At 65.7% G+C, this 22,150-nt stretch carries 15 protein-coding genes; 5 read left to right on the top strand and 10 right to left on the bottom strand.

The window, feature by feature from the left end:
- Position 1: 1 nt before the first annotated feature.
- The 4 genes from dbpB to ACOGW9_RS15135 form a co-directional block, all read right to left on the bottom strand.
- The gene (gene dbpB / locus ACOGW9_RS15150) at positions 2 to 1,159 is read right to left on the bottom strand and encodes a DGQHR domain-containing protein DpdB (protein ID WP_419912716.1); all 1,158 of its coding nucleotides are present in this window, start codon (positions 1,157 to 1,159) and stop codon (positions 2 to 4) included.
- Positions 1,159 to 2,415 (bottom strand): tRNA-guanine transglycosylase DpdA, encoded by a 1,257-nt coding sequence (dpdA, locus tag ACOGW9_RS15145; RefSeq protein ID WP_419912714.1) that lies wholly within the window; start codon positions 2,413 to 2,415, stop codon positions 1,159 to 1,161. The genes dbpB and dpdA overlap by 1 nt, the downstream gene beginning before the upstream one ends.
- A gap of 1,489 nt (positions 2,416 to 3,904) precedes the next feature.
- Positions 3,905 to 6,442, bottom strand: a complete 2,538-nt coding sequence (locus tag ACOGW9_RS15140) for a CaiB/BaiF CoA transferase family protein (protein ID WP_419912712.1) — start codon at positions 6,440 to 6,442, stop codon at positions 3,905 to 3,907.
- Positions 6,443 to 6,451: 9 nt separating this feature from the next.
- Entirely contained in the window at positions 6,452 to 7,339 is an 888-nt protein-coding gene (locus tag ACOGW9_RS15135) for a hypothetical protein (RefSeq protein ID WP_419912710.1), read from the bottom strand.
- A 63-nt stretch (positions 7,340 to 7,402) separates the two neighbouring features.
- On the opposite strand from ACOGW9_RS15135, the gene ACOGW9_RS15130 reads away from it, so the two are divergent.
- Entirely contained in the window at positions 7,403 to 9,472 is a 2,070-nt protein-coding gene (locus tag ACOGW9_RS15130; protein ID WP_419912708.1) for a polysaccharide deacetylase family protein, read from the top strand.
- Between the two features lie 13 nt (positions 9,473 to 9,485).
- Here the strand turns inward: ACOGW9_RS15130 and ACOGW9_RS15125 are convergent, their stop codons facing one another.
- Entirely contained in the window at positions 9,486 to 9,683 is a 198-nt protein-coding gene (locus ACOGW9_RS15125; protein WP_419912706.1) for a hypothetical protein, read from the bottom strand.
- Between ACOGW9_RS15125 and ACOGW9_RS15120 the strand changes: the two genes are divergently transcribed.
- Complete coding sequence (locus ACOGW9_RS15120; protein WP_419912704.1) at positions 9,682 to 10,233, top strand: hypothetical protein; 552 nt, start codon at positions 9,682 to 9,684, stop codon at positions 10,231 to 10,233. The two genes, ACOGW9_RS15125 and ACOGW9_RS15120, sit on opposite strands and share 2 nt — an antisense overlap.
- Here ACOGW9_RS15120 and ACOGW9_RS15115 read toward each other — a convergent pair.
- Positions 10,218 to 13,817 carry a fibronectin type III domain-containing protein gene (locus ACOGW9_RS15115; RefSeq protein WP_419912702.1) on the bottom strand — a complete coding sequence of 1,200 codons (3,600 nt, stop codon included), beginning with the start codon at positions 13,815 to 13,817 and terminating at the stop codon, positions 10,218 to 10,220. The genes ACOGW9_RS15120 and ACOGW9_RS15115 overlap by 16 nt on opposite strands.
- Positions 13,818 to 14,250: 433 nt before the next feature.
- On the bottom strand, positions 14,251 to 14,463 hold the full coding sequence (locus ACOGW9_RS15110; RefSeq protein ID WP_419912700.1) for a hypothetical protein: 213 nt from the start codon (positions 14,461 to 14,463) through the stop codon (positions 14,251 to 14,253).
- Positions 14,464 to 14,711: 248 nt separating this feature from the next.
- Between ACOGW9_RS15110 and ACOGW9_RS15105 the strand changes: the two genes are divergently transcribed.
- Entirely contained in the window at positions 14,712 to 15,248 is a 537-nt protein-coding gene (locus tag ACOGW9_RS15105) for a hypothetical protein (protein ID WP_419912698.1), read from the top strand.
- A gap of 194 nt (positions 15,249 to 15,442) precedes the next feature.
- Here the strand turns inward: ACOGW9_RS15105 and ACOGW9_RS15100 are convergent, their stop codons facing one another.
- Entirely contained in the window at positions 15,443 to 16,798 is a 1,356-nt protein-coding gene (locus tag ACOGW9_RS15100; protein ID WP_419912696.1) for an LLM class flavin-dependent oxidoreductase, read from the bottom strand.
- Positions 16,799 to 16,923: 125 nt separating this feature from the next.
- Here ACOGW9_RS15100 and ACOGW9_RS15095 point away from each other — a divergent pair, with 125 nt between their 5' ends.
- Positions 16,924 to 17,691 carry an NUDIX hydrolase gene (locus ACOGW9_RS15095; protein WP_419912694.1) on the top strand — a complete coding sequence of 256 codons (768 nt, stop codon included), beginning with the start codon at positions 16,924 to 16,926 and terminating at the stop codon, positions 17,689 to 17,691.
- A 31-nt stretch (positions 17,692 to 17,722) separates the two neighbouring features.
- Here ACOGW9_RS15095 and ACOGW9_RS15090 read toward each other — a convergent pair whose 3' ends face one another.
- Positions 17,723 to 19,033, bottom strand: coding sequence for an NAD(P)/FAD-dependent oxidoreductase (locus ACOGW9_RS15090; protein WP_419912692.1), 1,311 nt, complete (start codon positions 19,031 to 19,033; stop codon positions 17,723 to 17,725).
- 60 nt (positions 19,034 to 19,093) lie between these two features.
- Positions 19,094 to 20,515: an aminopeptidase P N-terminal domain-containing protein gene (locus ACOGW9_RS15085; RefSeq protein ID WP_419912690.1), complete on the bottom strand. Its 1,422-nt coding sequence runs from the start codon at positions 20,513 to 20,515 to the stop codon at positions 19,094 to 19,096.
- Between the two features lie 58 nt (positions 20,516 to 20,573).
- On the opposite strand from ACOGW9_RS15085, the gene ACOGW9_RS15080 reads away from it, so the two are divergent.
- A complete protein-coding gene (locus ACOGW9_RS15080) occupies positions 20,574 to 22,109 on the top strand; it encodes an acyl-CoA carboxylase subunit beta (RefSeq protein ID WP_419912688.1) in 1,536 nt (511 codons plus the stop codon).
- Positions 22,110 to 22,150 lie beyond the last annotated feature (41 nt).

Genomic DNA, 22,150 nt, shown 5'->3' with positions numbered 1-22,150 from the left:
GCTAAACCGACAGTTGCCCTTGACTGCTAACGACGCCCTGATACCGATCGAGCAGGTAGCGACTGAGCAACTGTATATCCCGCGCGGTGTTCTGGATATCGTTCCAACTGCGCTCTATATCGGGCGAAAAGTGCCAGGTTCCCTGTGTCCATTGACAACAGTTGCGAAGGGTTTCGAGCTCATGTCGAAACAAGTCTTGACCTGGTTCCTCACCCAATTCGATATCTGGTTCTGCGATGGCATCCATGACATAGCCCATGCTCACAATCCCGGCACCGTGCATTAGGCGAGACTGCCGAGGCGACAATCCCCAAGCATCTGAGAAGACCTCGCTTACCGCTGACCAATACTCCCGCAACAATTTCAGCATGCGTTCTACATCGCCACCCGTGCCTTCCGAATGGCGATAGTGGTAAAGACAGCCGTCGGACAGACTGTTCTCCAGCATCCGTAGCACAGAGTTGTCTTTCACCACGCCGTTGGGGGTAGTGGGAGTGCGAATCATGCCGAAGAAAGGCGAGTCTTCGTCGAGATTCAGTCGTTCGAGCAGCAGGCACGGAAACTTCTTGCGCAGCAGCAACGGGGGTAGCGAACCCGATGTCGAAGGAAGTAACTCGTAGATGAGGCCTTTTGGAAGTGGCTTAGTCGAATTAACGAGAATGAACTGCGCTCGCTGCTTTCCTTCATCCTCCGTCACGAATGCCGTCACACATATTGGGAAGGTATCTACGTTGGCCTCGCGCACCGCAGCCCAGCGTTGCTGCCCGTCCACGATCCATCCTGGCTTATCTTCGTCGGCTTGCGATTCGTCCATGGGAATAACCAGATGACCTGTTTGTGTTGTCGAGTTCGACGCGGAAGAACTGTGGTCCGGTTCGAACCGTACTCGTCGGTCGAATGCAACTACCATCGCATTCGGAATCATGGGTTGCTCCGACTCGATGTAGCTGCGAATCGCATTGACGTGGGCGAGGATTTCCGGTCGCTGGTAACCATCTAGCACACCATCTTCACGTCGAACACGCGACACGGTGGTGAAACGGGGCAGTTGCTTGCCATCGACAGCGAACATATACAAGCAACTCTGCGGAGTTTGTTGCACCTCGAGCGCGGGCAAACGCAGGATCTCTCTGCCAGCAGGCACATCAGCGGAGTCCATCAGGCCGACTTCCCTGTGGCCGGCGACAACTCTCGGGCTAAGCGTTGTTCGAATACATATAGATTGTGAAAGCCACGTCGACGGTTGCGCTCAGCGCCTCGGAAGAGCACTACTTCGACTCCGATTTCACGACAGACGTTGCATCTGCACGTTTCCCAAACTCTCGATTCCAGTGTTTCTGTGTATTGCTGCATCCGATCCTTCTTGTCGCCGATCAGTGCACAGTATTTTCCAATGGCGTCTGTAGCCGCCGATAGGGAACTAGTGCCTTCCGCATAGCGGCGGATCTCTGCGAGGCAATCGCTTTCAAGTCGCCTAGCGATCCGCTGGTCCACTTCGCCCGCATTCACCAACTGACGCAATCGCGTGTTGCCGTCAACCTGCGGCACGCGGATGGCAACGTACGAACCACTGACTGTGTAGTAGTTGTCGCGCTCATCCATGAATGCTTGCACGAAGGGTGAAGTGCTGTCAAAGCTCGTGACGCCACACTGCGCGAATTGCTGCATGTAAGCGGGCCTCGTTACACCTAGTAAGTGAAGGTGCGTGTCACAGCGAAGTTCTTCCTTGACGTCGGACAAGATCGCCGTTATTGCATGCGTTTTCAATGGCACCATGCCGCCCATTGCTATGCGGCGATACCCGATGCTCTGCAACTGCCTTACTGATGCGGCATATGATCTCGGGCTCCATCCATGTGCCACCCCAATTGGTTCGAAGTCGCACCGTTCCCTCCGATGCTGGCGCAGGAACTCTGCCGCTAGGGAAAGCGTCAACTGTTGTCTACGCGTCCATTCCTCAGGCACGGCTGATGGTGATGCATCCATGAGTGGGTCATAGCCAAAAACGACGTGATCAACCGAAACGCCTGCATCGAAACGACAGCGTTGATAAAAGTCGACGACTTCGTCTACCGAGTACGGGGGTTGATCATCACGGACATAGGTGAATGCGCCGCAGTCCCCCATCATTTCGAGGTTGTTGCCCTGCTGTTCAAGTCGGAAGAAGCGCTGGACTCCCTCCCGATACAAGCGATGCCGTTGTGCTTCTGTGTACTTGCCGGTCACGCCTGGCATGCCGTCCACAATGGGTTTAGAAACAAGCAAACCGTCATATGGAGCAGGGCACAGCACCTCGTGAGCGTACCGATCGTCTCGCTGCCGGACGCGGAAAGGCGAGCGCTCCTCGGAATGGAAATCGAAGCTCGGATCTATTTGATCCTGACTATCAGGAAAATAGAACTTCAATCGACTCATTGAAGCGAGACCTGCACTTCGTCGAACAGATGCCCGAACCGGCTCTGCTCGCATGCCCGTCCACTGTCCCGGAACCTACGCAGTGCCGCGGACTTCGAGACTTGTTCCTCTTTGTGCACTTCGTCGGTGATCCAGATTGCGATCTGCTCGTCGGAGGCTCTCGCTCGCCGAACGTCAACTGGTGGCTCTACGGATGCTGCCAGTCGATCAACGACCGCTCGCGCTGTCGGTACGTCTACATCTGATGGGTCATTGTCAACGAGCGCGCAACGCGCAGTTCGCACGAACAGAGAATTCAGCGCGCCACCGACCGCGAGACGAACTCGTGCCGGCACGCGCACCCACGAGCGTCGAAGACGATCGTCAGGGCATTCGCCCGACCCAAAGATGATCAAGCGTTCAGGTTCTGACAGCCGGGACGCTGCGAGAGCCAGATCGTCAGCGATCGCATCCACGTAGGACCGGCCCGCGCAAACGACAAGGAGATCATCTGAACGCGTTGCTGCAACTGAAGCGACAGTTCGGGGGCCGGTCCTCTGCGAATTAGGGCCGCGCCAGTCACATAGGGCACTCCACCATGTGCGGGCGACACGAGAGGCACCCTCGGAATCGGTTCGACGGACCACTGAATCGGCGTGGCCGCCCGTCAGCGTCGCCCCATACGGTGCAATGTCGTCTCCTGCTCCTAGAAGACCGAATCCAGCGGATATGGCCCACAACAGGCAGTCGCCTCCCAAGATGCTTCGCAAATCGCGCGCCACGTACCATGAATCACCCGTGTACAGGTCCAGCGCCGCAACAGTGCGCTCGGCGGATTTCAGTCGATCCGTCCATTCTGCGGCGCGCTGCGCCACCGATCCTTCGAGATCGCGCAACTGCAGGTGGGGTGCCGGGCGACAACGCTTGCGACTGGTGCAGGCGACAAAGGTGTGAACGCTGGCCGCAGTCATCGCTCGCCGTCCCGGCAGCGATTAGCCGCCAAGCGCTCTCTCAAACACGCTCGCGCAACAGCGCCTTGCGAGCCCCGCACAGCACAACCGTACCGATCCAGCCCAGCGGCTCGCAGGCTGTGTATGGCCGGGGATAGGGAATGCAGACAGCACTGGGCGACATGACGCGCGGCATCAGCCATTCGAGTGACGGTACGCATGACAGCCCCCTCAATTGACCGGCCACGTCAATACGCAAGCGGATGCGCCAGCGGCTCAGCTTGGGCCGTCGCGGGCGACGTCGCGCTCAGTGAAGGGATTGCGTTCATGTTCACACCGGTGCGCCCGGTCGTCGGTCCGCCACTTGAGGTCATGGGTGTCTCGACGCGCGATCGACTTTGTGTGGAGCGCCGGGAATGCGATGCCGCACCTCTGCTATAGAGATTCGAACTTCAGCGGTCCCGCGTTCGCTGCTCGGCATAACCGATGGCAATGAGACCGCCCGAGCCGGGACTTGCGCGGACCTGATTCCGCGCCGTACCGGCAGTCACCCCTCAGCGCTACTCGAGCAGTTCGGCTACGGCGAGCTCGGCGATGCGGTCGCCGTCGTAGGCGAGCGTTTCGGTGAGCACCTCGAAGGTGTGCTCGCCGAGCGTCGGCCCGCCGCGGTCCACCTGGGCTGGAGTGCGAGACAGCACGAAGCGCGTGTTCTCGACCGTCGTGGTGCCCTGCTTGCCGTGCGGCACCTCGACCAGCGCGTTGCGGTGCAGCAACTGCGGATCCACCGTGAACTCGGGCGAGTTCTGCACGATGTGGGCGGCCACGCCCGCAGCTTGCAGCTCAGCCATCAGCTCGTTGCCATTGCGGCCGCGGGTCCACGCCGAGATGACGCCGTCCAGCTCGTCGTGCCGTGCGTGGCGTTCGGCGGCGCTCAGCGACGCGAGGTCGTCGCGGCCCATGGCGTCTGCCAGCGCAGCCCACTGACCGTCGTCGATGCACGAAATCGCGATCCAGTTGTCGTCGTGGTCCTCGCCGGCCGAGCTGCCCGCAGCGGTCTGGTATGCGCCCTGGGGCGCGAACACCATGTCCCGGTTGGCCGCCGATTCCCAGATGCGGCCGTTGGTGGTCCGCTCGAGCAGGGCTGGTGCCATCAGGTGCAGCGCCGCCTCCGATTGCGACAGGTCCACGTACTGGCCACGGCCGGTCTGGCGCTTGTGCTCCAGCGCCCCCATCACCGCGGCCACCAGCCAGCGGGGCGAGGTGTAGTCGGTGTAGGCAGTGAACGGGCCGCAGGGTGCCCGGTCAGGCCATCCCACCGGGTAGAAGAACCCGGAGATCGCCGCAGCCATCGTTCCGAAGCCCGCCAGCATCGCCAGCGGACCGGTCTGGCCCATCAGGCAGCTCGACGCCATCACCACGTCCGGTCGGCGCTGCTGCACTTGGGACCAGCCCATGCCCCATCCGGTCATGGCCTTGGGGGAGAACGACTCCAGGATCACATCGGCCCAGTCGATGAGGTCCCAGATGACATCGAGCGCTTCGGGCTTGGACATGTCGAGAGCGAGACCACGCTTGCCAGCGTTCAAGTTGCTGAACAAACCCGAGCCGTCCGGATCTCCAACATCGTCGTGGAACGGCTGAATGGAGCGCACGGCGTCGAGCTTGTTGGCCGACTCGACCCGGATGATCTCGGCGCCGTAGTCGGCGAGCACCCGCGACGCCGCAGGTCCCGCCATCGCCCACATGAAATCGAGCACCTTCACGCCCTCGAGCGGCGGCGACGTGTGCGCCACCGGCGCAATCGACGCCGGCACCGCAGGCAGACGCTCCGACGCATCCAGCTCGGCCAGCACCTCGCCGGTGTGCTCACCCAGCGTGGGCGGGCGCCGCAGGTTGACCAGTGGGGTTTCGGTGAACTTCGCAAACGGGCCGGGATAGCGCACCGCAGCGGGATCGAACGAGCCTGCGCCGGCATCGGACACAACATCGCTGTGATCGACGTCCTCCCAGTACTCGCGGACCGCCAGCTGCTCGGCGTCGACCACCTCGCCGGTCGTGGACACCGGGGTGATGAGCAGCCGACGACTCATGGCCGCATCGAGCAACTCAGACTTGGTCTTGGTGGCGAAGAACTCGGTCAGGATCTGCTTGAGCCGCTCGTATTCGGCGACCGGCTCGCGGCCGTCGAGCAGCATCATGGCGTACTCGGTCCAGTTCTTGTCTCTCGTTGCCTCATCGCAGAAGCCCTCGTCGTGCACCCAGTCCATGAGGTTCTGTGTGAACGCACGGAAGCCCGGCCCGAACAGGAACGTCACCGAGGCGTGCCCGTCGGCACAGGCCCACATGAGCTGGATGTCGATGCCCTGCAGGCTGGCACCGCCCGCGATGCGCTGGGTCACGGTGGCGTTCAGCGACGTGTTGAGCGTCGACGACATGGATGCCTGGCTCATCGACTGCTGCGCGGACATGTCGATGTGCTGGCCGAGCCCCGAGCGGGTCTGGCGTTCCCACAATGCGATGAGCGCAGCGCCGGCCCCCTCGGAGGCGGCGTTGTGCATGGCTTGGGGCAGCGTGCCGCCCGCCCGCAGCGGCGCACGGTCCTTGTCGCCGGTGACAGCCATGTTCACCGCTGAGGCCTGCAGCACCAGATCCGACGCGACCCAGTTGGCCTTGGGCCCGTCGCTGCCGAACGGCGTGATCGAAACATGGATGAGCGCAGGGTTGAGCTCGGCCAGGACATCACGGCCGAGGCCCAGCGCTTCGGCCTCGCCCGGCTCGAAGCACTCGAACACGACGTCGGCCCCGGCGATGAGCGCCTTGGCGTGCTCGACGCCTTCGGCCGTGCCTAGGTCGAGCACCACGCTGCGCTTGCCCCGGTTGTAGGACCAGTGGTGCAGCGAGCGCTCCGGGTCGGCGACATCGCCAGCGAAGGGGGCCAGCCTTCGTGCCGACGAGCCCTCGGGAGGCTCGATCGCAATCACATCAGCGCCCATCTGGGCCCAGATCGCCCCGGCGAGGTGGCCGCGCTCGTCGGTCAGATCGATGACGCGGTAGTCGGCCAGAACGCCCCGGGCATCAGTGTTCGTATCCCCACTCATGCGCACATTTCAGCACGCAGACCGACCCGACAGGTCCGCGTACATCAACGTATAGGCAACCGCTGACAGCGCACCGAGGATGGGTCCAGCAATCGCGTTGGAGATGAAGTCTCCATAGGGACTCGGCAACCCGAGCAAGCCGAGCCACAGGATCAGGCCCACCGCGATGTTCGCCGAGACGATGAGCGCCGACCGGCCCCACGTAGCCGCCTTGTTCCCGGCGATCAATCGCCACCATTTCGGCCAAGACGGGAAACCCGGCTCCAGATACGCCATGACGTAATGCATCTGGACCAGCGGCGCGAAGTACACGACGATGCCCACTATCCCGGCAAAGAATGCAGCGATACCCAGATACGGATGCATGAGGGACAACACGAACAGGGCAATGCCGAGCGGGATGAGCAGTGCCACAAACATCGCGAAGTAGATGATCAACAGCAGGATGGCCTTCGGTACGCGTGCAAGCCCGGTCCGGAGCGAGTGCCCTATGGCCGTCTGGCGACCCTCGACATCATCGAGCGCGACCAGCGAGAAGGCGATGGTCGTCGCCCAGCCCAGCACCGAGACCAGCAGGCCTGCGGCAAACAACAGCCCCGCGTTGACCAGGCGATTTCCTTCAACTGAGTCGAGCCACGCTTCGAGCGATGCCTCGAACTCTTCGCTCGTGACGTCTTCCTGTGCCGTCAGGTCCAAGAACTCTTCGAACCTCGGGTTTTCGAGGATCTCGTCGCTGACGATGTCGACAGCCGAGACGAATGCAGCGACCGTGACGACCGCTACGGCCGCCGCGACGATGGCGATGACAGCGATCTCGCGAAAGCGCCGGCCCACGACGCCGAACGTGCCCCCGATCAGGTCCGGAATCGGCCGGTGCCGCACGTCGTCGTCAGCCACGGCGAAATGCTAGGTCGGCGATCTCCAACGAATGCGAGTGGTGCGCTGTTCTAGCGTCGGCGCATGCACGACATGGCCAGCCCGGACGACGCAGCAAGCCCAGCCAGCACGGCTCTTGGCCTGATTGCTCCGCTGCCGGGCAGCTTGCCGCCCCATCGTGTGCAGTACTTGCCGATCACCGATCGGCCGCGTATCCGGTGGCCGCACGACGCACGGGTGGCGCTGTGGATCGCCCCGAACGTCGAGCACTACGAGTTCCTGCCGCCGCGTGATCCCCAGCGCAACACCTGGACGCGCTCGCCGCATCCCGATGTGCAGGGCTATGGCTACCGCGACTACGGCAACCGGGTGGGCTTCTGGCGCATGGCCGAGGTGCTCGACCGCTTCGGCGTGGTCGCCACGGCCTCCACCAATCTCGCCGTGTTGGACCACTACCCCGAAGTCGGCGCTGCGATGGTCGAGCGCGGCTGGGAAATCATGTCCCACGGCATCTACAACACCCGCTACATCTCCTCGATTGACGAGACCGCAGAGCGGGCGTTCTACATCGAGTGCATCGAGGCTCTGCGCAGCCACACCGGGCAGCAGCTGCGGGGCATGCTCGGCCCTGCCGTGTCCAACACCGCGGCGACGCCCGACCTCATGGCCGAGGCCGGGTTGATCTACCACGCCGACTGGTTTCACGACGACCAGCCCGTGCCGCTTGCAACCCGCAGCGGGCAGCGGCTGGTGTCGGTGCCCTATTCGATGGAGCTGAACGATGTGCCGGTGTTCACCCAGCACTTCGACACCGGCGAATTCGTGGCGATGGCGAAGGCGCAGCTCGATGTTCTGCGCCGCGAAGCCGACGACGGCGCCGGCGGTCGGGTGATGTGCGTGGCGCTGCACCCCTACCTGATGGGCATGCCGCACCGGGTCGACGGGCTTGCAGCGATGCTCGACTACCTGATGGGCCACGACGACGTGTGGCAGACCACCGCCAGCCAGATCGCCCGGCACTTCATCGACCATCACTACGACGACTTCATCGCTCACGAGCCAGAACCGCCGGCAGATCGACTCCCGGCTGCGGCTACTGCCGTTGCAGGCTCGGCTGGCACCGCCGCTGTCAGCCCCAGCTCCGCTGGCCAGGCAGCCAAGAGTTCCGCTACCGGTGACCGGGCTCAGTCCTATGAGTTCGGCCCTGCTCAGCACCAGCACGGCATGGACCACCCCTACTACGACTGGTCGCCGCTGCCGAGCCGGCCCCGCATTGAGTGGCCCGACCGCAGCCCGCTCGCCGTCGGCGCGGTCGTCGTGCTCGAGCACGTCGAGTGGGAGCCTCCTGCCGACGCTTACTCGCTGCGCCGCCGCAGCGGCGGGCTGGCACGGCTGCCCGCCCCCGACTACCCCCAGCTCACCATCCGCGAGTACGGCCACCGGGTCGGCATCTTCCGCCTGCTCGACCTGCTGGAGCTGCACGGTGTCGCAGCCACCGTGGCCGTCGACGCGCTGACCGCGGAACACTACGGCTGGCTCGTCTCGCATCTGGTCGAGCGTGGATGCGAGATCGCCGGTCGGGGCATCGCGGCCACCCGGCTCATCACCTCCAAGAATTCCGAGACCGAGGAACGGGACGCCATTGCTCGCAGCCTCGACGCCATCGAGTCGGCCTCCAGCGTCCGCCCGACCACGTGGTTCTCCGCTGAGGGGGTCGAGTCGTTCCGTACCCCGGCGCTGCTGGCGGAGGCCGGCGTCGACACCCTGCTCGATTGGCCCAACGACGAGCAGCCCGTCCTCATGACGACCGACGGGGTGCTGGCCGGCGTGCACCGGCCCCAGGGCACCGCACCGATGGTGTCGTTGCCGCTGTTCCTCGAAGCCGACGACGAGTTCGCGCTGTGGCACCGGCGGGTGTCACTCGACGGCTGGCGCGACATCATCACCGGCGCCGCAACCCGAATGCATCGCGACGGCACCGAACACCCGGCCGGAAGCCGCCTGCTCATGTTGACGCTGCGCCCCTGGCTCGCAGGTCAGCCCTTCCGGGCCCAAGTGCTCGACGAGGCACTCGCCCAGGTGACCGCACTCAGCAACATCCACACCGCCACCGCCCGAGACCTCGCCGCCCACGCCCGCACGGTCATGCGCTGATCTGGACTGCTCGTCAGTCGATCAGCTCTGCGTCGAGGTCGTCCAGCGAGACATAGCGCCGCGGACCGGGCGCCGTGAGGCCGGAAAATGGGTTGCGGTCAAGGGGTGGGGTGGGGCTAGGTTGGCGGGTGCCATCGTTGCCCGGTTGAGCGGCGACCGATTCTGAACCATCCGTGCGCTCTCCAGCGCCGTGACGTGCAGCGAGGGCCATGACCGCTCCGATTGAATCGATCGCCGCCATGACCGACCAGGCAGACGACGACACCCCGTCCGCCGACGCCGAGCCGCGCCCACCCGCCCAGCCACTGCCTGAAGCGCCGCTCAAGCCTGAGGCTGCGGCACTGTCGGCTGCACCTGCTGCGTCGAGTGTTGCCGCGGGAGCGCGGCTGCGGGCGGCGAGGTCGGTGTCGCCGAACGCGATCATCGGGCTGCTCGGTACGCTGCTCGTGGCATCGCTGGGGGCCATGACCGGCCTCATGATGTGGCAGATGAGCTCACTGGGCGATCGCATCGACAGGCTTGACGCCAAGATCGACGCGGTCGACAACAAGATCGACACGGTCCACGACAAGCTCGTCGCCAAGATCGACACGCTCGACGTCAAACTCGACGCAAAGATCGACAACAAGATCGATGGGTTGCGTGCCGAGATGCAGGCGGGGTTCCGTGAGGTAAATGCGACGCTGCTGGATCACACGGACCGGCTGGCCCGCTTGGAGACCGCTCTCGGCCTGCCGCGGCCTGCTCATTGGTACCAGTAGGGGACGGTTTCGGACCAGTCGCTGTAGGTGGTTTCTGCGTCGGGCGCTCGCACTGCCCTGACTTGGAAATAGAGCCACTGGCCGGGATAGCCCGGATTGTGAACCCTGTCGCTTGTGCCGCCGAGGCCGACGGTCGTGCCCGCAGGCCAGTCGTACGCGCTGCCGTCCTCTTGGGGGTTGCGATAGCTGAACCGGTATTGATACCCGGTCGCGCCGTCGACCGCGTCCCACGACACGGCAATCCCGCCGAAGTCGTCCTCAACTCGGAAGTTGCCGGGAACGGTCAGCGGTTGCGCTGGCGCGACCGGCGTGGCGGACACCTGCACCGACGGGTCGCCGGGGCCGCCGTCGTTCACCGCGCGCACCTGAAAGGCGTGCCTGACGCCGTTGGTCAGCCCTTCGAACTTGTGGCTGGTCGTGTCCCAGTAGCTGCCGGGTACCGCAGTCCAGTTGCCGGACCCCTGCCGGTACTCGTAGCGGCGAGCGCCGGCAACCTTGTCCCAGTGCAGCGTCACCGCTCTGTTCCCCGCCTCGGCGCGCAGGTTGGCGGGCGCGTACGGCGGCGGGATGGCGAACACGGCCGACGAGATCGGGCCGGCACCGGACGTGTTCACGCCTTGCAGCCAGACGCCGTACTGCTCCCAGGCATCCAGACCGGTGAACGTGTAGGTCAGCCGCCCGCCCTGCCGGGTCGGGGAGATGGTTTCCCATGAGCCGGGCAGCACCAAGGCACGCCACGAGTCGGCTTCGTCCATCCGTCGCCACGACACGGTGATCTCACCGCCTCTCGGACCTGACGCGGCTCTCATGGCCGCAGGGTTCCCCGGCTTGGCGCGCGGCGTCGCTGCGTGCCACGCCGTCGCGTCGCCCACTCGCCCTTGGGCGTCCACCGCTCGTACTCGGAACCAGTACGTCTGGCCGTTGGTCAGCCCGGTCACGATCCGGCTGGTGACATGACTGCCGGTGTTGACCCACCTGCCCGAAGACCGCTCCTGATACTGGTAGCTCACCGCGCCCGGCACAGCGTTCCAGAACAAGGTGATCTGCCGGTATCCCGGCGACGTACGCGCGCCATAGGGCGCAGCCAGCGTCGCCGGAGCGATCGGCGGTTCCAACGCTGGAACGACCGTGACGTTGTACCACTGGTAAAGGATCCAAGGGATCGGGCGGACCTTGTAGTCGTCGGGGTGGACGGCCTTTGTGAGCCTGATGGTGGTGCGCCCGAGACGGCAGGCGACCAAGGTGAACCCGTCACCATTCGTGTAGTCGCCTACGGCGATGACGTGGTCATCTTCATCGACCTCGCTGCACGGGTCGAACCCCTCATGCGGATAGGTCAGCACCCCTTCGGTTCGCTCCGTTGGGACATTGGTGGTGATCTGGACGAGATTCTGCGGGTGCGGCACCCGTCCCTGAATGCGCATGGTGAACACGTACGACTCGCCCAACCGCAGCGTCAGGTCTTCAGGGTTGGGCTCCAGCCAAACTCGCGCTCCCCCGGCCGCGGGCGGCTGCGGGTCGGCCTGTCCCCAGTTCACGAGCACGCCGTTCGCTCTGGCCACCTGCACCCCGGCCGTCGTCGGGTCAGCGTCCGCGCCCCAGCAGGCGGCACCGCCACGGTCGGTTATGCCGCAGGTGTGGAAATGGCCGGCGTCGATCTCAACGAAACGGGTGTGCTCATACCTCGTCGGCACCGCGACCCGACCCTCTGCGTTAGAACCCCAGCACTTCGCTGCTCCGTCGGTGGTGACGGCGCAGTTGTGCTCCCGCCCGGCGCTGACGCTCTTGAAGCTCAGGTCGCTTTGCGCTGCCGGGACGGTGGCGAGGCTGAGCGTTTCGCCGCCGATGGTGGGGTCTCTGCCCCAGCAATGAAGCTTGCCCTCGGTCTGGCCGACGCCGGCAGCTTCGATAGCGCAGGTCTGATACCACCAGCCGGCGTCGATGTCGGAGAAGGTCTTGGTCTGCAAGGCCGCTGGCACCTGATGCGCTGTGCTCGCTGGGCTGGACTGGTTGCCCCAGCAGACAATTCCGCCGGTGGTCAGCAGACCGCAGCTATAGCGGTACCCGAGCGCCAGTTTCGTATAGGTGTTCGTTCCTAGATCCGTGATCGTCCGGCTCGCTGCCGTCTGGTCCGGCGCAACCGACTGGCCTTGGTCGTTGTATCCCCAGCAGCGCACCTTGCCGCTGTCGTCTCCGTCGGACATGTCGCGGTCGTCTATGAGGCCGCAGTAGTGGAAGATGCCACCGTAGATGCGGGAGAACCTCAGGGTGTCCAGATCAGCAGTGATGGCGTTGGAACTCGTACTCGAGCCGGAGGACATGCCGAAGCTGTTGCTGCCCCAGCAGAAGACCTTGCCGTCGTCATCACCGCCTCGGGTGATGTAGCAAGCGCTGCCAAAACTTGAGGCGACTCCCTTCACCCCCGTCGGCAGCGGCCACCCATAGTTGGCGTGGCCCCAGCAGGCGGCATCACCGGCAGCGGTGAGCGCACAGGATGCGTAGCGCATCACGGTCATCGAATTGCCATCGACCGCCAGCGCCGGGACGCGGGGACGCTCTTCGTAGGGAACCGTGGCCGCCCGCGAATGCCGATCCGGCGTCCATGCGGTCCCAAAAACCGTGCGGTAGTTCTGCTCTCCCCAGCACCTCAGCGTGCCCTCCACCTGAGAACCCTGCCCGTCGAGCAGCCCGCAGGTAAAAGTCTCACCGGCGTACACGCCGGAAAAGGTCGCGCCCACCAGATCCGCAGGAACCTCCAACTGGCCGAAGTTGGGGACCGGATCGGCTTGGCTGTTGCTCCCCTTCCCCCAGCAGGTGATTGCCCCGGCGGTGGTAACCGCGCAAGCATGAAAACGCCCGACGGAGACAGCCGAGTACGTCCCGGTGGTCGGTGCGTCCGGCACGATCCCGGTACTGGAGGCACCGAAGCAGAGCACCTGCCCAGCGGAGTAGGTCGTGTCGTCGCTCATATCGCCGGGAGTGCCGTTGTCGAGCGTGGTGTCGCTCCTCACGATGCCGCAGGCCGCAAAGTCCGCCCCAAGGGCGATTGTCGACAGGGGAACGTCGGGTTCGGCATCGCCGACATAGCCTGCGGAATCGGTACTGGACCAGCATCTGGGCTTGTGGGCGTCCGTGCCGGATGCGATCAACGCGCAATTTCCGTAGTCTCCGGAGGCCAAGCGGCTGAACGTCATTGCGGTGAAGTCCACATCGGCGCCAAAGAGTGCCGGGGTGGGACCGAACACGCTTCTTGTTCCATCCGTCGTGCCGTCGGGGACGGTGGAGCTTCGCTTTGCGAAATCGCTCGTGCTGCCGACCGGGCCCCAACAGACGATCTTCCCGGCCGTCTGGCCGTTCTTGTTGTCGGTCAGCCCGCACAGCTGATGCTGGCCAGACTGGATTTCGGAGAAGGACCAGGGCCGCTCGTCGCCGGTGCCGGGTGTTCCGTCAGGGTCGAACTTCGTCTGGGGCGGCAGCGTTGAGGCCCGGGACGACCAGCACTTGACGGTTCCGTCTGTCTTGCGCCCACAACCGAAAAACCGACTGATCGCCACTTGGACAAAGTCGGCGCTGTCGCTACGCACGGGTAGAGGAATGATACTGCCCCAACATCGGATATAGCCGGCCTTGGACACCCCGCACACCGCCCAGCGGTCGGCATACACCTGGTCATACAGCGAGTCGTCAGTGCTGACAGGCGCCGTCTGCGCCTCAGCGACGCGGTCGGTCTCCAGCGAGCCGACCGTGGCAACCGCAAGAGCGAGAACCAGCACAATCAAGACCGGCCGGAACGAAGTCCGCGGCGCGTTCACAACCTCGCCCGCTCACAGGGGGGGGGGGGGGAGGAATCTTGACGGGCTGACGGCAAGACATTGGGAGCAGGGACTCTAGCTGCGACTATCTACACGAGGAACCTTGATGTGTGGGCATCAACATTCAACGAGCGCTGCGATGCTCGACTTGCTCGCCGTCCACGTCCGCTCCGTCTTGCACGGAAGCAGACTGCTCGTCAGTCGATCAGCCCTGCGTCACCCGCGGCTTGAGGCGCAATCCCACGCTCGTACTCCGCTTCGCGTTGAGCCAAGTAGTCGTCCGCCTCAGCGAGCAGCCGGTCAGCAGGAACTGGCCCGGACGGCGCGGGCGGTCGATGGCGCTCTTGACCGCAGGCAGCACCCCCAGGTGCTCCGCCAGCCGAGCCTGCACCAGCCGGGGTAGGGCGATTCCATCCACGCTGTGAATGACACTCATTCATGACGTGGATGGGCACTACGGACGCAAATACTGCGCAGCGCCCGCCGAATGCGCCGGCGGAGTGGGTCGGGGCGGTGAGGGAAGCGCCTGCCCCTCCGGGAACAAATGGGTTGCGGTCGGGGGGCGGGGTGGGGCTAAGTTGGCGGGTGCCATCGTTGCCCGGTTGAGCGGCGACCGATTCTGAACCATCCGTGCGCTCTCCAGCGCCGTGACGTGCAGCGAGGGCCATGACCGCTCCGATTGAATCGATCGCCGCCATGACCGACCAGGCAGACGACGACACCCCGTCCGCCGACGCCGAGCCGCGCCCACCCGCCCAGCCACTGCCTGAAGCGTCGCTCAAGCCTGAGGCTGCGGCACTGTCGGCTGCACCTGCTGCGTCGAGTGTTGCCGCGGGAGCGCGGCTGCGGGCGGCGAGGCCGGTGTCGCCGAACGCGATCATCGGGCTGCTCGGCACGCTGCTCGTGGCATCGCTGGGGGCCATGACCGGCCTCATGATGTGGCAGATGAGCTCACTGGGCGATCGCATCGACAAGCTCGACACCAAGATCGACAACAAGATCGACGCGCTCCACGACAAGCTCGACACCAAGATCGACAACAAGATCGATGGGCTGCGCGCCGAGATGCAGGCGGGGTTCCGAGAGGTGAACGCGACGCTGCTGGATCACACCGACCGGCTGGCCCGCTTGGAGACCGCTCTCGGCCTGCCGCGGCCCGCCGATCCCCATACCGAGTCAGCGGTCAGCGCCGAGGGCGATTAGGGGTTGGCCCAGTCTGAGTTGCGCCAGTCGCTGCGGTAGCAGGTGATGTCGTGGCTGTCGGCGCCCTCATAGGGGTCCCAGGTGACCGCACTCAGCAACATCCACACCGCTACCGCCCGAGACCCCGCCGCCCACGCCCGTTCGGCGCTGCGCTGATCCGGACTGCTCGTCAGTCGAGGCGTATGTTCGACGAGCTAGGTCAGGCGCCAGGCTCCCGGATCGGGGACGGGCAGGCCGAGGTGGTCGCGCAGCGTGGTGCCGTCGTACTCACGGCGGAACAGGCCGCGGCGCTGCAGTTCGGGCACGACGATCTCGACGAAGTCTTCGAATGCCCCTGGCATGTGGGTGCCCGCGATCACGAACCCGTCGACCGCGCGCTCGGTGAACCATTCCTCGAAATAGTCGGCCAACTCGACGGGGCCGCCCACGGTCGGGTGCGCCAGCCGGCCCCGGCCTGACACCTGCACGAAGTCGCGCACGGTGGGGTTGGCCCTCCCGGTTATCTGCAGCACCTGGTTGCGAATGCCCTGGATGCCGGTCATGGCGTCGAGGTCGTCGTCGGACAACGGCTCGTCGAGATCGCGGCTGGCGAAATCGAAGTTCAGCCCTTCCGACAGCAGCGAGAGATCGTCTATCAGCGTCGGCAGCTCGTCGTAGGCGGCACGGCGATCCTCGGCTTCGGACATGGTGCGTCCCACCACCGGGAACGTCAGGTTGGTGATCTTGACCCGGCCGGGGTCGCGGCCGAGCGCCTCGATCTGGGATTTCACCGCGGCGTAGTGCTCGACAGCGCTGTCGAGTCGCACTTGGCTGACGAACAGCAGCTCCCCCCAGCGGGCAGCAAACGTGGTGCCGCGGCCGCTCTGGCCGGCCTGGATGACCACCGGGTGTCCCTGCGGTGTGCGGGGCACCGTGAACGGTCCACGAGAAGTGAACCACTGGCCGCGGTGGTCGAGCCGGTGGACCCGGTCGCCGTGCGCATACAGCCCGCTTGCCCGGTCGGCAGCAATCGCGTCGGCCTCCCACGTATCCCAATGGCCGTGTACCACCTCCATGAACTCGTCGGCCCGCTCGTATCGCTCGTCATGCGCGGGCGCTTGAGCAAGGCCCATGTTGCGGGCCTCGTTGTCGTTGACCGAGGTGACGACATTCCACGCCGCTCGCCCGCCCGTGAGATGGTCGAGCGTGGCGAACACCCGGGCCACGTGGAATGGCTCGTAGTAGGTGGTGGAGTAGGTGGCGCCCAAGCCGAGCCGGGTGGTGGCCATGCCCATCGCCGTGAGCACCGTGACCGGATCGAGCTTCACACAGCGGATGCCCGCCTCGACCGTGTGCCGGTGGTCTCCGCCGAGCATGTCGGGCATCGCCAGCCGATCGTCGAAGAAGCCGAGATCGAAGCAGCCCGCTTCGAGCACATGGCCGATGTGGCGGTAGTAGTCGAAGCTGGTGACGTCGTGGCGGGCAGCGGGGTGCCGCCAGGCAGCGGGGATGGTCGTGCAGTTCTGCGCCTGCAGAAAGCCCACCAGCACGATCTGACGCTGAGCGTTCACGCCCAGCGATGGTAGAGAGCAATCGCGCAAGAGGGCGGCTCACCGGCGGCCTGCACACCGATCAGTCGATATCGCCCGCTTGTCGGATCGGCACAGGGACAGTCGCGGTGTCAAACTCTGCGGCCATGCCGGCCCTGCCCGAAGCAAGCGAGATCGCGCACGACGCCGCGCTGCGGGTGCGGCTGGCGGCCAACCTGGCCCGCCACGAGGTGCGGCAACACCCGGGCGAGGGACGCAAGCACGCTGCGGTCGCAGTGATCGTGCTCGACAGCGACGCCGACCTGCACGGATCGGATCCCGCATTCAGCGGCCTCGGCGCCGACGAGCGGCGCGAGCTGCTGGCAGACATCCCAGGCGCGATCGACGACCCGACGCTCACGGGCGACGTCGAGGGCACTGCGGGCGGGGCAGCCGTGCTGCTGACCCGCCGCGGCTCTCATCTGCGCGGCCATCGCGGCCAGTGGGCGCTGCCCGGCGGCCGGGTGGACGACGGTGAGACCGTGCTCGAAGCAGCCATACGGGAATGCTCCGAAGAGGTCGGCCTGGAGCTGACCAGCGATGACCTGCTCGGTCAGCTCGACGACTACCCCACCCGCTCGGGCTATGTCATCAGCCCGTTCGTGTTCTGGCTGTCCGACGATCGTGAGCCGTTGGCGAACCCAGCCGAGGTGGCATCGGTGCATCGAGTGTCGTTGCGAGAGCTGACGCGGCCCGACTCTCCCCGATTCGTGAGCATCCCCGAGAGCGACCGTCCCGTGGTGCAGGTTCCGATCGGCGGCGACCTGATCCACGCCCCCACCGGCGCCGTGCTCTACCAATTCCGCGCCGTCGCCTACGACGGCCTCAACACGCGCGTCGACGAACTGGAGCAGCCCGTGTTCGCATGGTCTTGACCATGCGAACCATCAGACACAGCGCATGGCGCTAGCCGAGCACGGACATCGACGAACCGTGGAGATCACGGTTGCGTGAGAACGTGCCCATGTCGATGTCGAAGCCGGTGTGCTTGCCGGTCACCACGACAGGGTCGGCATCGTGGTCGTGGCCGGCTTCGACTGCGCCGATCAGCTCCGCCATACAGTGACCGGCCACCGCGGCGTTCTTGAACTGGTTGCCGCTGGTGCCGATGGCCACGTAGAACCCGTCGAGCGACGTGCGGTCGTAGATCGGGATCCAGTCGTCGGTCACGTCGTACACGCCCACGACGCCCCGGGGCTGGTGCGGCAGGCCGAGGTCGGGCATACGCCGGGCGAACCGCAGCACGTGGGTCTCCCACTGCTCGCGGGTGAGGTCCTGCGAGCAGTCGTCTACCTCGTCGGCAGTGAGCCATTCCAGGTCTGTCATGTCGAGTTCGAGCGAGCCGATCAGAATATTGTTGCCCACCTCGGGCCGCACGTAGCAGCCGCAGTCGTCGTCGGCCATCGCCGCGCCGACGCGCTCGAAGTCGACCCCAGCCGGTGAAGGCACGTGGTACACCTCCTTGCGCTGTGGCCGGGTGCTGACCGTCATGTCATCGAGTACGCCTGCCAGCTCGTTGATGGCACTGCTGTGCGGACCGGCGACATTCACGACCACGGGCGCAGCCAGCACATCGCCATCCGCCAGCACGACGCCCTCGGCCCGTCCCGATCCGGCGATCCCCACCACGGTTTCGCCGAAGCGAAACTCTGCCCCTGCGGCTTCCGCCGCCAGCCGGAGATTGTGGGCCGCGAGCTGCGGGTCGCCGACGTAGCCGGCTTCGGGCGTCCACAGCGCACCGTCCAGCTGCGAGGTCGGCTCGGCCCAGAAGTCGGGATCGGCAATCTGCCGGGGAGGGCCGAACTGCGACAGGTCGAAGTGCCCGAGCCGGGCGGCCGCCTCGTCACGATCCCAGACTTCGTAGGGCACGCCGAGCGCGTCGAAGTGCGGCACGGGCAGCAGATGCGGGCCGTCGCCGCTGATCAGCGTGAGCATTCCGCACTTGGTGAACGTGGAGTAGCCGGCCTCGTCGCAGTTGCCAATGTGCGCAGGCCAGTTCAGCCAGTACTGCAAGCCCTCATACGACATCGCCACCCCCGCCCGGGTGGAGTACGTGAATCGCACAATCGCCGAGGACGAGCTGGTGGAACCCTGGCCGGCGCCTGGGTTGCGATCGACACCCACCACCCGCCAGCCACGCCGGGCCAGCTCACAAGTGACGGCGTTGCCGATGACTCCCGCCCCGATGACGACGGCGTCGTAGCCCTGCTCGCTCATCCGGTGCCGTCCTGACGGCCGTCGCACGGATCTAGAAGCACTGCGCGGGCACTTACGGCTTCAACCGATGCGGATCGGCTTGTCGATCGCCGCGGTCAGCACCTCGGGATCGCCATCGGTCACCAGCACGTCGTCCTCAATGCGGATGCCGCCGAGGCCCCGCAGCTCGTCGACGCGCTCCCACACGACGCGCTCGGCGAACTTCTCCCGTCGGGTCGGGTCGCACAGCAGGGCGTCGATGAAGTAGATCCCGGGTTCGACGGTGGTCACCATGCCCGGCCCGAGCACTCGGCCCGGTCCCAGCTGGGACAGCAGTGGATCGTCGCTCGGTTCCCGGCTGTACGGGATGCTCGTGATGTCGTGCACCGACAGGCCCAGCAGGTGGCCGAGCCCGTGGGGGAAGAACAGCGCTACGACGCCCTCGGTCACCAGCTCGGCGGGGTCACCGCGCAGGAGCCCCATCTCGACCAACCCTGCGCCCAGGATGTGGGCGGCGGCCAGGTGCACATCCCGCCAGACGTTGCCCGGCCGGCACATATCGATCGTCTGCTGCTGGGCGCTGAGCACCAGCTTCCACAGGAACTCCTGCTCGTCTGTGGGATCAGCACCCACAACCATCGTGCGGGTGATGTCGCTGGCGTAGCCGCCGAATTGCGCGCCAGCGTCGATGAGCAGCAGGTCGCCAGCTTCAACTGTGCGGGTCGCTGGACGCAGCGGATCATCGCCTGCATAGACGTAGTGCAGGTAGGCACCGTGCGACCCGGAGGCCACGATGCTGTCGTAGGCCACCCGGGGTGCTCCTGCGGCGTAGAACTGCGCCTCCATGCCGACCTGGATCTCGCGCTCGGTCATGCCAGGCGCCGCATGCTGGTACACCCACTCGAACCCTGCCGTGCTGGCCGCAGCGGCCTGCCGGATGTCGTCGAGTTCGGCGTCGTCCTTGGTCATGCGCTCGAGCGCGAGCGCGGCGCTCAGGCGCAGCACCGTCGCTCCGGTCGAGGCATCAGCGTGCTCGTCGGCACCGTCGCCCGGCGCGGTCTCCGCTGCGCCGGCGGCTGCATCACTGTCAGGCGTGTCACGCTCGTCCGATGCGGCCGGCGAGGGCAGCACCTCGGGCATCGTCGCACCCGCGCCCAGCTCGATGACCGTGCGCTCGTTGCGCTGCTCCAGCCAAGCTTCCAGCTCGTCCAGCGGTTGACCGACCGGTGTCGGCGGCTGCTCCCAGACGAGCCGCTCGGGCGTGAAGCGGGGCCCGAACAGCTCCCACTCGCCAGCGGCGGCGTCGAAGGCCAGCGTGGTGCCCGGCGAACCCACCGCCGTCAGGTAGGCCACATCGGGATGGGGCAGGAACGCGAAGTGCTGATCGGTGCCGGACCAGGTCGCAGGCTCGCCAGCGCGCAAGACCACCACCTCGTCGGTGAGCTCCCAGCGCTTGGCCACTCGCGCCCGCCGCTCGGCCAACACCTCATCCGTCGGCTTCACGCCGCGCACCCTAACGCCACGGGTTCGCCTACGGGCTCAGCCTCTAAGTTCTTGCTGCGTGAGTGACGAAGCTGCCCCAGAACCAGAGGTGCCGCCGCTGCTGTCCAAGGCCATGGCGGCGAAGGAAGCCACGCTGGACGAGGCGCGGCCCACAGCGGTTGCCCGCCAGCACGCCCGGGGTCGCTGGACCGCCCGGGAGCGGATCGCTGCGCTGTTCGATCCCGACACGTTCGTCGAGTACGGCCAGCTCGCTCAGCCCCAGATCCGCTCGCTGGGCGATGCGCCAGCCGACGGCCTCGTGATGGGCGTCGGTCAAGTGGACGGCGTTGCGGTGTGCGCCTTCACCTACGACTACACGGTGATGGGAGGCAGCCAGAGCCCGACCAACCATCGCAAGGTGGATCGGATGATGGAGGTGGCCGAGCGCAACCGCTGGCCGGTCATCTTCTGGTCCGAAGGCGCCGGGGCACGAGCCACCGAGCTGTTCTACGACAGCGGCACGGTCACCACGTTCATCCAGCTCGCACGGCTCTCCGGCCTGGTGCCGATCGTCACAATCCTGTCGGGGCCGAGCTTCGCCGGCCAGGCCAACATCGCCGGTACCTCCGACGTCGTGATCGCAACCCAGGACTCCACGCTGGGCATCTCCGGGCCGCCGCTCGTGCGGTCCGCGACCGGTGAGGACTTGACCCCCGAGGAACTCGGCCCCATGTCCATGCACGAGCGGGTGGGCACCATCGAGTTGGTCGTCGACGACGAGACAGCAGCGCTGCAGATGGCTCGCCGGTACCTGTCGTACTTCACCAACGTGGCGACTCCCCCGCCGCCGGTCGCCGCGGACCAAACCCCGTTGCGCACGATGGTGCCCGAGAACCCTCGGCGTGCCTATGACGTGCGCAAGATCGTGGAGATCCTGGCCGACGAAGGGTCGATTCTGGAATTGCGCCCGAAGTTCGGTCGCTGCCTGTCGACGTCGCTGTGCCGGATCGATGGGCACCCCATCGGCGTGCTGGCGAACAACCCGATGTTCGGCGCCGGCGCGATCGATGCCGAGGGCTCGGCCAAGTTCTCGCGCCATGTCGAGCTGTGCAATGCCTACGACCTGCCGCTGCTGTTCCTGTGCGACACGCCGGGCTTCATGATCGGGACGGCTGCGGAGAAGTCGGCCCTCGTGCGTCACAGCGCCCGCACCCTGGTGGCACTCAGCGCTGCCGACGTGCCGATCCTGAGCGTGATCCTGCGCAAGGCCTACGGCCTCGGCTACTACGCGATGGGCTCCGACGCGCTCGATCCCGACCTGTACGTCGGCTGGCCGACCGCCGAATTCGGCGGCATGGGCCTCGAAGGCGCGGTCAACATCGTGTACCGCGACGAGCTCGAGGCGGCGCCCGACGACGCAACGGAGCGTGAGATCCGGGACCGGCGCGTTGCGGAATGGAAGGAGCGCAATACGGGCCTGGAGTTCGCCCGGTCGTTCCTGCTCGACGACATCATCGACCCGGCCGAGACGCGAGGCATCGTCGCCCGACTGTTGGCGACACTGCCCTCGCCGCAGCCGCGTCAGGGCCGCAAGCATCCGATCGATCCCTGGTAGCGGCACACAGCACGCGAGCACCCGATCGACCTCTGGTAGCA

The sequence above is a fragment of the Candidatus Poriferisodalis sp. genome, assembly GCF_965203655.1.
Lineage (GTDB): Bacteria > Actinomycetota > Acidimicrobiia > Acidimicrobiales > Poriferisodalaceae > Poriferisodalis.
The sequence above is the reverse complement of the archived record's forward strand: the minus strand, read 5'-3'. Positions and strand labels throughout refer to the sequence as shown.

Coding starts and splice junctions, on each gene's coding strand:
- dbpB (WP_419912716.1), bottom strand. CDS start 1,159: ATGGACTCCGCTGATGTGCCTGCTGGCAGAGAGATCCTGCGTTTGCCC.
- dpdA (WP_419912714.1), bottom strand. CDS start 2,415: ATGAGTCGATTGAAGTTCTATTTTCCTGATAGTCAGGATCAAATAGAT.
- ACOGW9_RS15140 (WP_419912712.1), bottom strand. CDS start 6,442: ATGAGTGGGGATACGAACACTGATGCCCGGGGCGTTCTGGCCGACTAC.
- ACOGW9_RS15130 (WP_419912708.1), top strand. CDS start 7,403: ATGCACGACATGGCCAGCCCGGACGACGCAGCAAGCCCAGCCAGCACG.
- ACOGW9_RS15120 (WP_419912704.1), top strand. CDS start 9,682: ATGACCGCTCCGATTGAATCGATCGCCGCCATGACCGACCAGGCAGAC.
- ACOGW9_RS15125 (WP_419912706.1), bottom strand. CDS start 9,683: ATGGCCCTCGCTGCACGTCACGGCGCTGGAGAGCGCACGGATGGTTCA.
- ACOGW9_RS15105 (WP_419912698.1), top strand. CDS start 14,712: ATGACCGCTCCGATTGAATCGATCGCCGCCATGACCGACCAGGCAGAC.
- ACOGW9_RS15095 (WP_419912694.1), top strand. CDS start 16,924: ATGCCGGCCCTGCCCGAAGCAAGCGAGATCGCGCACGACGCCGCGCTG.
- ACOGW9_RS15090 (WP_419912692.1), bottom strand. CDS start 19,033: ATGAGCGAGCAGGGCTACGACGCCGTCGTCATCGGGGCGGGAGTCATC.